This is a genomic window from Providencia sp. PROV048 (assembly GCF_033688165.1).
Lineage (GTDB): Bacteria > Pseudomonadota > Gammaproteobacteria > Enterobacterales > Enterobacteriaceae > Providencia > Providencia hangzhouensis.
Genome location: NZ_CP096360.1, coordinates 1,236,196 through 1,250,041 on the forward strand (window position 1 = coordinate 1,236,196; position 13,846 = coordinate 1,250,041).

Annotated in this window: 13 protein-coding genes, 1 tRNA gene and 1 pseudogene; 11 read left to right on the forward strand and 4 right to left on the reverse strand. The window is 36.4% G+C overall.

Translation table 11 applies throughout. The features are described 5' to 3' along the window. Positions 1 to 425: 425 nt before the first annotated feature. Together ybcJ and folD are read right to left on the reverse strand one after the other, a co-directional pair. Positions 426 to 638, reverse strand: coding sequence for a ribosome-associated protein YbcJ (gene ybcJ, locus M1F26_RS05220; RefSeq protein ID WP_094960990.1), 213 nt, complete (start codon positions 636 to 638; stop codon positions 426 to 428). Positions 639 to 656: 18 nt separating this feature from the next. Further along, positions 657 to 1,514, reverse strand: a complete 858-nt coding sequence (folD, locus tag M1F26_RS05225) for a bifunctional methylenetetrahydrofolate dehydrogenase/methenyltetrahydrofolate cyclohydrolase FolD (RefSeq protein ID WP_102139361.1) — start codon at positions 1,512 to 1,514, stop codon at positions 657 to 659. Positions 1,515 to 1,701: 187 nt separating this feature from the next. Between folD and M1F26_RS05230 the strand changes: the two genes are divergently transcribed. The 10 genes and pseudogenes from M1F26_RS05230 to arsC all read left to right on the forward strand — a co-directional run bounded on the left by M1F26_RS05230 (position 1,702) and on the right by arsC (position 11,165). Then, positions 1,702 to 1,778: transfer RNA gene (locus M1F26_RS05230), tRNA-Arg, on the forward strand. A gap of 195 nt (positions 1,779 to 1,973) precedes the next feature. Then, the gene (locus M1F26_RS05235) at positions 1,974 to 3,179 is read left to right on the forward strand and encodes a tyrosine-type recombinase/integrase (RefSeq protein ID WP_200129245.1); all 1,206 of its coding nucleotides are present in this window, start codon (positions 1,974 to 1,976) and stop codon (positions 3,177 to 3,179) included. 117 nt (positions 3,180 to 3,296) lie between these two features. Continuing rightward, positions 3,297 to 4,517, forward strand: a complete 1,221-nt coding sequence (locus tag M1F26_RS05240) for a DNA methyltransferase (protein ID WP_140171182.1) — start codon at positions 3,297 to 3,299, stop codon at positions 4,515 to 4,517. Beyond that, positions 4,514 to 5,629: a DUF262 domain-containing protein gene (locus M1F26_RS05245; RefSeq protein WP_140171180.1), complete on the forward strand. Its 1,116-nt coding sequence runs from the start codon at positions 4,514 to 4,516 to the stop codon at positions 5,627 to 5,629. Before M1F26_RS05240 ends, M1F26_RS05245 begins: the two co-directional genes overlap by 4 nt. A 1-nt stretch (position 5,630) precedes the next feature. Continuing rightward, the gene (locus tag M1F26_RS05250; protein ID WP_051459687.1) at positions 5,631 to 6,374 is read left to right on the forward strand and encodes an MAE_28990/MAE_18760 family HEPN-like nuclease; all 744 of its coding nucleotides are present in this window, start codon (positions 5,631 to 5,633) and stop codon (positions 6,372 to 6,374) included. 482 nt (positions 6,375 to 6,856) lie between these two features. Then, positions 6,857 to 7,192 carry a metalloregulator ArsR/SmtB family transcription factor gene (locus M1F26_RS05255; RefSeq protein ID WP_140171178.1) on the forward strand — a complete coding sequence of 112 codons (336 nt, stop codon included), beginning with the start codon at positions 6,857 to 6,859 and terminating at the stop codon, positions 7,190 to 7,192. A 47-nt stretch (positions 7,193 to 7,239) separates the two neighbouring features. Next, positions 7,240 to 7,604: pseudogene (gene arsD / locus M1F26_RS05260) on the forward strand (arsenite efflux transporter metallochaperone ArsD). Positions 7,605 to 7,617: 13 nt separating this feature from the next. Then, positions 7,618 to 9,369 (forward strand): arsenical pump-driving ATPase, encoded by a 1,752-nt coding sequence (gene arsA / locus M1F26_RS05265; RefSeq protein WP_140171174.1) that lies wholly within the window; start codon positions 7,618 to 7,620, stop codon positions 9,367 to 9,369. A gap of 55 nt (positions 9,370 to 9,424) precedes the next feature. Further along, positions 9,425 to 10,714 carry an arsenic transporter gene (locus M1F26_RS05270; protein ID WP_140171173.1) on the forward strand — a complete coding sequence of 430 codons (1,290 nt, stop codon included), beginning with the start codon at positions 9,425 to 9,427 and terminating at the stop codon, positions 10,712 to 10,714. Positions 10,715 to 10,724: 10 nt separating this feature from the next. Next, on the forward strand, positions 10,725 to 11,165 hold the full coding sequence (gene arsC, locus M1F26_RS05275; protein ID WP_036968137.1) for a glutaredoxin-dependent arsenate reductase: 441 nt from the start codon (positions 10,725 to 10,727) through the stop codon (positions 11,163 to 11,165). Positions 11,166 to 11,526: 361 nt separating this feature from the next. Here arsC and M1F26_RS05280 read toward each other — a convergent pair whose 3' ends face one another. Together M1F26_RS05280 and M1F26_RS05285 are read right to left on the reverse strand one after the other, a co-directional pair. Continuing rightward, entirely contained in the window at positions 11,527 to 11,736 is a 210-nt protein-coding gene (locus tag M1F26_RS05280) for a helix-turn-helix transcriptional regulator (protein ID WP_036968140.1), read from the reverse strand. Positions 11,737 to 11,841: 105 nt separating this feature from the next. Next, the gene (locus tag M1F26_RS05285) at positions 11,842 to 12,429 is read right to left on the reverse strand and encodes an inovirus Gp2 family protein (RefSeq protein ID WP_004246168.1); all 588 of its coding nucleotides are present in this window, start codon (positions 12,427 to 12,429) and stop codon (positions 11,842 to 11,844) included. Between the two features lie 437 nt (positions 12,430 to 12,866). Between M1F26_RS05285 and M1F26_RS05290 the strand changes: the two genes are divergently transcribed. Next, on the forward strand, positions 12,867 to 13,796 hold the full coding sequence (locus M1F26_RS05290) for a hypothetical protein (RefSeq protein ID WP_140171171.1): 930 nt from the start codon (positions 12,867 to 12,869) through the stop codon (positions 13,794 to 13,796). The last annotated feature ends 50 nt before the right edge of the window (positions 13,797 to 13,846 follow it).

Consider the following 13,846-nt stretch of genomic DNA (forward strand, 5'->3'; position numbering starts at 1 on the left):
ATAGACGGATCAGCCAGAAGACTTGCAAGCGGACCTGATTATTTGTTAGTCATGTTATCGTTAACAAGATTAGCTGAATCGTTTAGTCTTGTCTATGCAGTTAAGGTGTGAAATACAAAAAATGAGATCTAAGTTAAATTTTTATAAGGGGGGATTTTCGCGTTTTTTATCTGTTTTAAGTTAAAGCTGAAGTGGTTGCTGAAGCTTTTTATTTATATAAAACAATAAATTAATTTTTCAATATATTTGATTGCTTAAATACTTAATACAGTAAAAATGATTTAAAGAAAAAATTCGCCTAGAACTTCAAAATGGCTTTGTCAGTCTTGTAATAAATCAGAATATTTTGAATAAAAGGGAGGGGGAGTGCATTGTTGATTCTAGAAAGGAGGTAAGCTGAAATTTTTCAGCTTACCTAATTGTATCTATTCTACAACTTTGATTTTTTCGCTGCCCATTGAAACGATTTTACCCGCTACAATTTTACAGCGTTTGCGTGTTTCGACCACACCATCAACTTCAACTAAGCCATCTGCAATCATGGCTTTTGCCATTGCTCCGCTTTCAGCCCAGCCTTCAATTTTTAGCAAATCACACAGTTCGACGTGTGGATGGCCATCTAAATTGAATATATCCATGATAACTCCAAAATTACATTAAATATCGTGGTACTCTTCACATGCCTGAAGGGTATTTTGAATTAAAGTTGCAACAGTCATTGGGCCAACACCACCAGGAACTGGGGTTATCCAAGCGGCGTTTTTCGCGGCTTCGTCAAAATCGACATCCCCCGTGACTTTGCCGCTCTCTAAACGATTAATACCGACATCGACCACAATCGCTCCAGGTTTAATCCATTCACCAGGAATAAAATTGGGTTTCCCCACAGCGACGACAACTAAATCAGCATGGCGAACATGGTGTTCTAAATCTTTGGTAAAGCGATGCGTTACTGTTGTGGTGCAACCTGCTAGTAGAAGCTCTAGGCTCATTGGACGGCCAACAATGTTGGATGCGCCAATAATGACGGCGTTTAAACCATAAGTGTTGATACCGCAACGCTCAAGTAGAGTAACAATCCCTTTGGGAGTGCATGGACGAAGGCGTGGTGCACGTTGGCACAAGCGACCAACATTATAGGGATGAAAACCATCAACGTCTTTGTCTGGATGAATGCGCTCAATGACTTTGACGTTATCAATACCCGCAGGTAATGGTAATTGAACTAAAATTCCATCAATTTCAGGATCTTGGTTTAAATCATCAATTAGCTTGAGTAATTCAGCTTCTGTCGTTGTATCTGGTAAATCATAAGAACGTGAAATAAAACCGACTTCTTCACAAGCACGGCGTTTGCTGCCGACATAGATTTGTGAAGCTGGGTTAGCGCCGACTAAAATAACGGCAAGACCGGGAGCACGTTTTCCCTGTTCTAAACGTAATTGTACTTTTTGGGCAACTTCCTGCCTAATTGTCTGCGCAATCGTTTTCCCATCAATAATTTTTGCTAACATCTGTAACTTAATCCATATATGAGACACGGTAATGGCTCTATTTTGTCAGAAGTTAGCGCCCTTGTCAGTTCAAACTATTACATAAAATGAGCATATAGTTATTTTAGTAGCGAAAAGCCATTGACTCAGCGCTCAGCAACCGTATAATTCAACGCCATCAGCCAGATAGGCTGCCTGCATTATCAATGCGCCCTTAGCTCAGTTGGATAGAGCAACGGCCTTCTAAGCCGTAGGTCACAGGTTCGAATCCTGTAGGGCGTACCATTTCGAAGTCAATGGACATCAACCGATGTCTTTTTTTATGTCTAAAATTCAGTGAATTAGCTGTTTTTAACCTTTCTTCGTTCAACTGACGTCTACCTATATCAACCTACATCAAGTAATATTTGTTGGTATATGCGTTGGTACATACAGGTTCAATGAATTCTTATACCAACACAAACTCATGGGAGTTCCTATATGGCACTAACAGATGTGAAGGTAAGAACGGCAAAGCCCGCCGACAAAGGATACAAACTCACTGACGGTGAAGGAATGCACCTTTACGTGCATGCTAATGGCTCTAAATACTGGCGGCTACAATATCGATTTGACGGAAAACAAAAAACATTAGCGCTTGGTGTTTACCCTGAAATTTCTTTAGCTGATGCAAGGCAGCGTAGAGATGAAGCAAAACGTCAAATAGCTAACAACATTGATCCTTCGGAACAGAAAAAGCTTGAAAAGATAGAACGCCAATCGGCGGTTAATAATACATTTCAAGCCGTAACCCTTGAATGGCACGAGTATAAAAAGCCAAACTGGTCTAAAGGTTATGCTGAAGATCTGATGGAGTCATTTGAAAATGACATTTTTCCTGATCTAGGTAAAAGGCCAATTGCTGAAATTAAGCCACTAGAAGTACTCAGTACGTTGCGTAAACTAGAAAAAAGGGGAGTGCTAGACAAGTTACGTAAGATCCGTCAAGCATGTAACCAAGTCTTCAGATACGCTATTGTGACAGGCAAAGCAGAATACAACCCCGCCTCTGAACTCGCTAGCGCGTTAACACCTCCCAAAGCACAACACTATCCACATTTGCTTGCTAATGAATTACCTGCATTTCTTAATGCATTAAATCATTATTCAGGTAGCCCAATCACTCGGCTAGCAACTAAAATTCTGATGTTAACAGGCGTGAGAACTATTGAGCTACGTTTAGCAGAATGGGGTGAGTTTGATTTCGAACGCTGTATTTGGGAGATCCCAAAAGAAAGAATGAAAATGCGCCGCCCACATCTTGTTCCATTATCGACTCAAGTCATCACGGCATTACGTGAAGTTCAAGCCATTACAGGACGCTATAAGTTGGTATTCCCCGGCAGAAATGACATTACTAAGCCAATGAGCGAAGCAAGTGTTAATCAGGTCCTTAAACGTATTGGTTATCATGGAAAAGCAACCGGACATGGTTTTAGGCACACAATGAGCACTATCTTGCATGAGAAGGGATTCAATACGGCATGGATTGAGCTTCAACTTGCTCACGTTGATAAGAATACGATCCGTGGTACGTATAACCATGCTCAGTACCTTGAAAACAGAAGAGAGATGATCCAGTGGTATGCGGACTATATTGATGAGTTGGAGTGTGGGGTAGGGAATGTGGTGAGTGTGAATTTTTAGTAATCAATAGACATCTTCAGCAATAACAGTGAAGATGTCTAAAATTTTTATTGTTATTTTTATAGGATAGTGAGCATATTAGCTCAGATAGTCAATTTTAGATAAAGTGGTTTAGCGATGATTTCTGGTGCAAAGAGAGGCAAAAATGAACGTAAGGGGCTACATTCTTGGCATCCTTACTATGCAGGTTATTCAGAGTCTTTTGTGAAATCTGTCTTGCATGTAGAAAAATTAGAATGCGGTTCAACAGTGCTTGATCCTTGGATTGGTAGTGGAACTACTGGCATTGTTTGTCAAAAATTGGGGATAAATTGTATTGGTATTGATATTAATCCAGTAATGAGTTATTTCGCTGCCGCTAAGAGTAAAAGTATTATTACAGAGCTACAATTTGATTGTAGAGAGTATTTGAACAAGATTTTAGATGCTTTTACGCATTATAGTAAATATGAAAATAGTGATATATCATTATTTCAGCAGTCAAAAAAATACTACGATATAATTTGTGGTATTTTTAGTAATGAAAAAGATGTAGAGTATATTAATGCAATCAAAGCATTTTTTTGTAGTGTTCTTTTTGTGACAATTCGTAAGAATTTCACGATAAAAACTGGGTCTAATCCTACATGGATTTCTAAAAAATCCGTGTCAAAAAGTGTACAATTAGATTTTGTTATTGAATATAAAAATAACTATGAGAAAATGATTCATGAGTTAAAAGATAATTATTCTGATAATTATGGGATGTCAAGTTATAAAGTATTTAATGCCGACAGTAAGAAGCTACCTATTAGTAATTCTTCAGTTGACTTAATTATAACATCACCTCCTTACTTAACTAGAATTGACTATGCTGTCTCAACAAGAATTGAATTAGAGGTTATATCTGGCATTGATGGATATGACTTAGTTAGAAAGCAGACTATGGGGACAACAACAGTCCCTTCCATTCAAGATGACATAAGTCCATTATGGGGTGATATTTGTCTGGATGTTTTATCTAGAGTTTCTAAACATTATTCAATAGCATCAAATAGTTATTATCTTAAAAATAAAATAAGATATTTTCATGATGCCTATGAATCTCTTTTGGAAATATATAGAGTACTAAGTAATGGGAAATCAGCCTATTTAGTAATACAGAATTCATATTATAAAGAAATAGAAATTCCTTTATACAGCATTTACTGTGAAATGGCAAAAGGAATAGGGTTCTCTAAACAAGAAATAGTATATGAAGAGAATGTTAAAGTAATATTGGGACAGATTAACAGCAGATCATCCATTTATATTAAAGATAAAAAATATTTTGAAAAAGTAATAAAGGTGACAAAATGAACAACAATGTAAGTAATCTACTTAATCAGATTGATGATAAAAGAGATGAGGTAGTAACTGATTCATATACGGCAACTTGGAGAGAGCTAATAAATTTATATAGAGATAATGAAATAACAATTTCACCAGACTATCAAAGACTTTTTAGATGGGATAATTCAAGGCAAAGCCAATTTATTGAATCATTATTATTAAATATACCTACTCCAACTTTATTTTTTTATATTGATAAAGAGGGGAAGCAAGAAGTTATTGATGGATTACAGCGCATCAGTACTATTATCAGGTTTTTTTCTGAGGAAATTTTTAGTAAGGAATTAATTGATAATGCTAAGAAAATTAATTCAATTAATGATATAAAAAACCCAACTGTTTTAGAAGATACTCCAATTGTAACTGAATTAGAAGGCTGGGAAGCTAAAAGCTTACCTGAAAAAGTTACAAGAACGATAAAAAATGCAAGGGTTAACATTGTAATATTAGAGCAGGAAACTAAAGCAGAAACAAAATATAATGTTTTTAAGAGGTTGAATAGATCTGGAGTACGATTAAGTGACCAAGAAATTAGAAATTGCATGGCAAGACTAGTTGGATCAAATTTTGCTAATAGATTAAGAACATTAGCTGAAATTCAAGATATAGTGAAAGCTTTAGGAATTAATGAAGAAGGTCAAAAATCTCAAGGTGTAGAGGAGGCATTATTAAGAATAATGGCTTCCTTGACATACTCAGATAAATTTGTTCATGGAGTATCTGATTTTTTAGATGAATTTATGTTTTATGCTGCAGAAAATAATGTAATAGATATTAATTTTGAATTAAAAATAAAAAGAACATTTGATTTAATTAATCTTGCTGAACTATCAGGGAAAGCATTTAAATTTAGAAAGGATGGACAACCCGTAGGGGCTTTTAGTACTAATTTGTTAGATGTAGTTGCAGTGGGGATCTTTAAGAATGTTGATAATTTAACACCATCAGAGGTAGCTAAACGTTTTGAGTATTTGATGACAGTTAAAATGGATGAATTAAGATCTTGTACTGGTGCTGGCTCTAATACTAAATTAAAATTAGAGAAAAGAATTAACCTTGGTGAAGCGGTGTTTAGTTAAAATGCGAATAACTGATTTTGAAGATTTTCGAGTACAATTAAGAAAAACAAAGAGTGAAAGCTTTGATTTTCTTAATAGCATAAAATCAATTGAGCAGTTTTTAACTGGATCTCAAGAACAAGATAAGTCAAGTATGTTCAGAACTATAGCTGTACCAATGATTTATTCTTCTTGGGAAGGTTTTTTTACTGAAACAATATCTGTATGCTTAAATACATTAAAGCAATTAGACAAAGAAGCATTAAAGTATTCGCCTGAAATCAGGGCGCTATGGCTTCAAAAAGAGCCCTTCTTTAGTCGATATACTGATATGATAAGAAATATTTATGATATTGATTATCATCGAGGTGTAGTACATGATAATGGTCAATTTAAAAAGAAAGTAACAAAAGGTGCATTCAAACTGACAAGTAGTGTTATTCAAGATATAGATAGGTTTAATCAGTCAGTATTATCTGATTGTGATGTATCTGAATTAGTTATGACTTTTTCTAATGTTAATGAGTCTGTAGTAAAAACAAATCTTGAAGCTATCGGACTAGATTATTCATCACTTGATTTGTCGCAATTAGGTGAAGTGGTTGGTATGAGAAATTCATTGGGACATGGTGAGTTTAGAGTGAATTTACAACCTAGAAAGTTTAATTCATTAATTATGTATATTGAAAACCTGATTGAAGCTCTTCATGAAGCTACACTTAAATGGTTGGAAGATATAGAGGATGAAAATACGGCCCCAATGTAAAATATCATATAGCTATGTATGATTCTCATGTATACCATGATATTAAAGGCAAAATATAAGGGGGTATTCAGAATTTTGTGTCACATTGATTTAGTGTATACCAGTCATGACTGGTATGGTAGTTTATTGTGAGTTAGTATATTTTAATATGGATGTGAAAATAGTAAAAAATATGATGTAACTCCAATTTTATATATTAACAATCATACAGTTAAACATAAATCTGGTTTACTTAATTTAGCCGAAGAGCTCAGTAACTTTTCTTCGGTAACCTTTCTAATGAAGAGATTAATGAAATTTCACTACAGATTTAGACTGTTATAAAATTATGACCAATTTTTATGACCGCTTCATATTATTCAGTGTTGTCCAACTAGCAAGACTTCTTCAGCTTAAAATCCTTTCTAGCATTAATTTTCATATTTGATTTTACATATGTGTTTTTTGAGATTAGAATCCTAATCAATAATTAAGGAGCATATATGGAACCATTACAACTGTTTAAAATTTTAGGTGACCAAACCAGATTGGATATCGTATTGCTTTTGAAAGCATCTGGTGAGCTATGTGTCTGTGATATCTATACGGCCTTGAATTTATCGCAACCAAAGACTTCTCGACACCTAGCAATGCTAAGAGAATCAGGTCTTTTGCTCGATTCAAAGCATGGTAAATGGGTTCATTATCGATTATCTCCGGCATTACTACCGTGGGTGAAAAGTATCATTGATGTCACCTATGTCACAGAGAAAAATAGAGTTGCAGATTTGCTTAAGAGTCTAGAGACAAAAGAGTCTGCGAGTAGTTGTTCCACATAAAATTTTTTAAATTAACATATATGAAAAAACATATATAAGGTTGAGGTATGAAAAAACTAGAAGTCTTTGACCCAGCGTTATGTTGTAGCACTGGTGTTTGTGGAACAGAAGTCGATCAAGCATTGGTAGACTTCGCAACAGATGTGGATTGGTTAAAAAACAAGGGGCAAATATAAGGCGTTTTAATTTAGCACAAGAGCCAATGGCGTTCGTTAACAACACAAAAGCAAAAACATTTTTGGAAACCGCAGGTGCCGAGTCACTTCCACTATTGATTCTGGATGGTGAGATTGTGCTGACTGGTCGATACCCAAAACGACATGAGTTAGCCAGATGGTTTGGTATTCGCCTGAATATTGAAAAAGCCGAAATAGTTAAATCGTGTTGCGGTAATGACAAAACGTGTTGTTAACAGGAGCAATAAAATGAAATTTTTAGATAACACACCTAATTATTTATTTTTTACTGGAAAAGGTGGTGTGGGTAAAACCTCAATTTCCTGTGCGACAGCAATCAAGCTGGCAGAGGATGGAAAAAAAGTCCTGCTAGTGAGTACAGATCCTGCATCTAACGTCGGACAGGTATTTTCTCAATCAATAGGAAATCAGATTAAGCCAATAACATTGGTTCCAAATCTATTTGCTATTGAAATAGACCCTCAAGCCGCAGCCGAAGAATATCGAAACAAAATTATTAATCCAATCAAAGAAAGTTTACCTGAAGCGGTAATTCAAAGTATTACGGAACAACTATCAGGTGCCTGTACAACAGAGATTGCAGCTTTCGATGAATTTACTGGGTTGTTAACCAATACCGAAATTACAGAGCAATTTGACCATATCATTTTTGATACCGCACCAACGGGGCATACCATCCGTTTATTACAACTCCCGAGTGCGTGGAGTGATTTTATTAGTGACAATCCTGATGGTGCGTCATGTCTAGGGCCAATGTCTGGCCTTGATAAACAACGTGAGCAGTACAGCATGGCGGTGAAAGCGTTGAGTGATAAATCACTAACAAGGCTAGTCTTGGTTGCACGACCTCAGTTTGCCGCATTGAGGGAAGTCGCAAGAACCTATAGCGAGTTGTCATCTCTGGGTATCAAAAATCAGCAATTGATTGTCAATGGTGTTTTCCCTGAAACTGCGATAACTGACAATGATAAGTTATCCCATGCGCTCTACTCTCGTGAACAAGCGGCATTAGAGTCTATGCCTGAAGCACTACGCTCGTTACCTGTCGATATTCTTTATTTACAAAAGATCAATATGGTGGGTGTCGATGCACTGAAGCAGTTGTTATCTAATGACATGCCACAAATTCCAACTATTACCCCGACAAAACAACCTATTTCTTTACCTACCTTGTCAGAACTGGTTGGCGAAATATCTCAGCAACAGCATGGGCTAATTATGTTAATGGGCAAAGGTGGTGTAGGGAAAACAACGATTGCGGCATCAATCGCAGTTAAATTGGCAGAAAAAGGGCTTGATGTACATCTGACCACATCTGATCCAGCCGCGCATATTGAATCAACCCTCGATGGTGTTTTACCCAACCTTCAAGTTAGCCGAATTGATCCTATCGCTGAAACTGAGCGTTATCGTAATTATGTCTTAGAAACAAAAGGGAAAGGTTTAGATGAAGAGGGGCGTGCATTACTTGAGGAAGATTTACGCTCTCCATGCACAGAAGAAATTGCGGTATTTCAGGCTTTTTCTCGCATCATTAGAGATGCGGGTAAACGTTTTGTCGTCATGGATACTGCGCCGACTGGGCATACATTATTACTTCTGGATGCAACAGGGGCATACCATAAAGAAATTGCTAAAAAAATGGGCGAGAAAGGTCATTATTTAACGCCGATGATGCAATTACAAGATCCTGAACGCACCAAAGTTATTATTACGACACTCGCTGAAACTACGCCTGTGCTTGAGGCGGAGAACTTGCAAAATGATTTAATACGGGCAGATATACATCCGTGGGCGTGGGTAATCAATAACAGTCTATCTATCACAGAAACAACATCACCATTGTTACTTTCAAGAGCTGAACAGGAAGTCGCTCAGATTAAAAAAGTGACATCAACATTGGCAAAACGTGTTGCTATTGTTCCTTTGCTTGAAACAGAGCCTGTGGGGATATCTGCATTAAGTCAGCTTGCAGAGTAAGTTTTATTTTCTAAAAATAAAAGGTGCGGAAAAGCACCTTTTAAATGAGGTTGTTATGTTTATTGCCGCATTGATTTTTATTTTAACGATCACCTTTGTTATTTGGCAACCCAAAGGACTGGGTATTGGCTGGAGTGCCACAGTAGGGGCTGTATTGGCACTGATCTTTGGTGTGATCAGTTTTCAAGATATTCCTATTGTTTGGAACATTGTTTGGAATGCCACGGCGACATTTGTTGCCGTAATTATCATTAGCCTACTTTTAGATGAAAGTGGTTTCTTTGAATGGGCTGCATTACATGTTGCCAAATGGGGTGGGGGTAAAGGAAAACTGTTATTCAGTTATATCGTGTTACTTGGTGCAACGGTTGCGGCCTTGTTTGCCAATGATGGCGCAGCATTGATATTAACGCCCATTGTGATTGCGATGTTATTGGCACTTGGTTTCAACAAAGGCACGACATTAGCATTTGTCATGGCTGCCGGGTTTATTGCAGATACGGCGAGCTTGCCGCTGATCGTTTCGAACCTCGTGAATATCGTTTCTGCGGACTTCTTTAATATTGGATTTACTGAATATGCATCGATTATGGTGCCAGTGGATATTGCTGCAATTATTGCAACATTAGCGATGCTGCATTGGTTTTTCCGCAAAGATATTCCTAAACAATATGATGTTACCAAACTGAGTGAACCGACTTTAGCCATTAAGGACATGACAACGTTTAAAACAGGTTGGCTGGTATTGGTACTGCTACTTATTGGTTTCTTTGTCTTAGAACCATTAGGTATTCCAGTCAGTGCAATTGCGGCTATTGGCGCTTTAATTCTTTGGGTGATTGCAGCCAGAGGCCATACGATTAATACCAAAAAAGTATTACGTGGAGCACCGTGGCAAATCGTCATTTTCTCTTTAGGTATGTACTTGGTTGTTTATGGTTTAAGAAATGCAGGGTTAACCGATTATCTTTCTGAAACGCTCAATTACCTTGCAGATAAAGGGTTATGGGTAGCAACAATTGGTACGGGATTTATAACTGCATTTTTATCCTCAATAATGAATAACATGCCAACGGTGTTAATTGGTGCGCTATCCATAGAAGGAAGTGAAGCATCAGGGTTAATTCAGCAAGCGATGGTGTATGCCAATGTGATTGGCGCCGATTTAGGTCCAAAAATCACACCAATAGGTAGCTTGGCGACATTGTTGTGGTTGCATGTTTTATCGCAAAAAAACATGACCATTACATGGGGATATTATTTCAAAACCGGGATTATCATGACTATCCCTGTGCTCATTGTCACACTCGTTGCTTTAGTACTTCGACTTTCACTATTAAATTAAAGGTAACCCCATGAATGAGATCACTATCTACCATAACCCCAATTGTGGCACTTCGCGTAATACCCTTGCCATGATCCGCAATAGTGGTGTTGAGCCAACGATTATTTATTACCTAGAAACACCTCCGACTAAGGATGTGCTAGTGCAACTTATCGCCGATATGAAAATCACAGTCAGCGAATTACTCCGCAAAAATGTTGAGCCCTATGAGCAATTAAATTTAGAAAATAACCTTTATTCCGATGAGCAATTGATCGATTTTATGTTGCAGTACCCAATACTGATCAATAGGCCGATTGTTGTCACGCCGCTGGGCGTAAAGTTGTGTCGGCCATCAGAGGTCGTATTAGATATATTGCCTAATCAGCAACAAAGTGAATTTATCAAGGAAGATGGTCAAATAGTGATTGGTAGTACACGATGTAAAAATGCAAATGAAGAGGCCAGTTAAGTACAAACCCTAAGAAAGTGAATGGGATTGAGTGTTGTTGGCAACTTCAACACTCTGTATGTGTTTATGCTGTTAACTAAATAAAATATGTTGTTGTGAATAATACATAATCATTCATTATTATCTCCAGCCCCTGGTTCTCCATCTGCTTGCCAATGATCCTCTCCACCAGCTGGTAACTATTCTTGATATAGGGATGAAGCATTCCGTGAGCGACAGTAAGTTTGGTAAGTCCATTCAGTCAGAGTTGGTAAAGGCGTAGCAATGTCTCATAAAGAGCATGATACTTTCTCATTGTTGAGTTTTCAGTGTGACTTAAATGTTGGTGTTACTAACGCAGAATAGGAGAGTGATGTGATGGTTAGACTCTGGATTCGGCAATACGTGCTTGTAACCAATTTTCAACTTCGCTCTTTAACCAACGAGAACTACGCCCCAGTTTTATCGGCTTTGGAAACTCCCCATCTTGGATCAATTTATAAAACCATTTATCTGTTAGTCCGGTTAAGCGGGTTATAAATTTCATATCAACGAATTGGTCATCTAATAAGGGAATCGCTTGAGTGCTCATTATTGAACTCCTGTCTTTAAAGTTAAAAGGCAGAAGGGATATCGATGAATATTTAGGGATATCTCTCTTCCAAAAGATATCCCCCTCATGTTTTTTATTGGTAGATTAACGGCTGCACCCAAAAGAACGCTCGCCATCACCATAATATTTTGTATGCTCTTTGGCTAAGTAACGACAACGCTGGTTTAATTTGAATATCGCACTTTCATTGTGGGTTTCATTATTATCTAGCCAAGTAACGGCGTTGTCCGGGATATGAACTAAATAACGCTTATCAGGATGGTTTACACCAATAGCACTACACCATGCTTGTTGTACTAATGCATAGAGCGTCCCTTTGGTTTTAATAAAATCACCTAGGTTCCAATAAACATCTTTATTTAATAGCAAAAGTACATGGTAGTGTTTTTTGTTTTTTATCTCACCAAACTCTCTGACCCATACATAAAACAAAGGGCATGAATGGTTACGCTTCCATATTTTATTTTTACGTTTTAGGTCAGCATTTATTTTTGCTTTTAACGATTCAAAAAATCGGGTGATGGCATTGGAATCACTTAAGTGAATTATATCCGATGAAGGAAATCGCAAGTCCACTCGAATAGCAGTAACTCGATTATAGGTTAAGAGTGATTTACGGATGGTGTGGTTTATCTTTTGAATGTAATGCTCGTTGTAGGTGTTTCTAGACATGATTGATACCTTTGGTTGGTTTTATTTTCATATCTAGAATGGATGTTGTTAAAAATAAGAATTCATCACTTTAGAAAAATGATGAGCATATGAATTAGTGAGTCAGTGACAGGGTAATGATTAATATTCTAGGTGTAGTTATGGGATAGGTTTTCTTTATTAAGATAATACTATACCAACACGGCAAGGCTCTTCTCTATCTCATCACCGATGACCGTGACAGAGCGCTTTTGAACAAAGGTGAACTGATACTTTTTCAAGTAGTTCAACTCTGATATTAGCTTATCTAAAGATTAGTCTTCATTCTAATAATAATTTGTGTGGTTATAGTGATTTTCAACACATAAATACTGATTGTTATGTAGCATAATAACATCTTAAATACTACGTAAAATACAGCGTAAAGGTCTGCAAAAAATACTAGGTGGAGAGAGTGTATGATAAGTGTAGATGTAAATGATAATTATTTGGAGTGTAGACAATATTATGCTGTCCTATTCTGTATGCTTTCAGAAAAAACACTATTACCTGAAGATTTTTATAAAATGATTATCGAGGCAAGAGGTAAGAATGTTAATACGTTAATTCGTGAGTTGAATCAGCATGTCGGGAATGTCTTAAATAATGTTGATCACTATTTAAGAAAGGTGGAGAGAAAAACTATTCCAATAGAACAACTATCTTTTTTAAGGAATGAAAGAATATCATTTGTTATCTTAAATTTTCTCATGAAGTCGTATAATAAATACCTTATAGAAATGGGTCATAAATCAATTATGGCTGGAGTGTATAATTATTCACCTTTAAATTTGATGCCAATGATGGGTAAAAATATACCTTTTCATTATATTGTTTGTTTTTTGGATTTTGTGGTTTTATTTATGACCCCTAAAGATTTTAATGCGATAGTTTTTCAAATGAGAGATAAAGCTTCATCTATTACCAAAGAATATCCAGATCCTTTTTCATTTTTGTCAAAAAAAACTGAAGCGTTAAAATGGATAGGAGAGAGGATGATGCGCGAAAATATTGCTGCTGATGATGTTAATGTTCTTATTAAAAATCAGAAATGGAAAATAATTGTTTCCTGTTTTGATTATTGGGCTGTTATTTCAACCGTAGAACGTGTAAAGCTTTTTTTATTTCAAACAAGGAAGGCATGGAGCCAAAAAAAGTATCGTGATGGAGTTAAAGATAAGGCTGTACTCAATACGTATATTTCAAAATCATCTATGTTGAAATTAAAAGAAATAGCTAAAAATCATAATAAAAATATTAACGAAATTATCGAGGCGATGATTGAAGAAATTGTTTTGCCACGAGATCCACTTAAAGAACTCATATCGTTAGTTGAAAAGAAAAATTAAAACAATTTCAAATATATATTATTACCTTGAATGATGATGAATTTATTTTC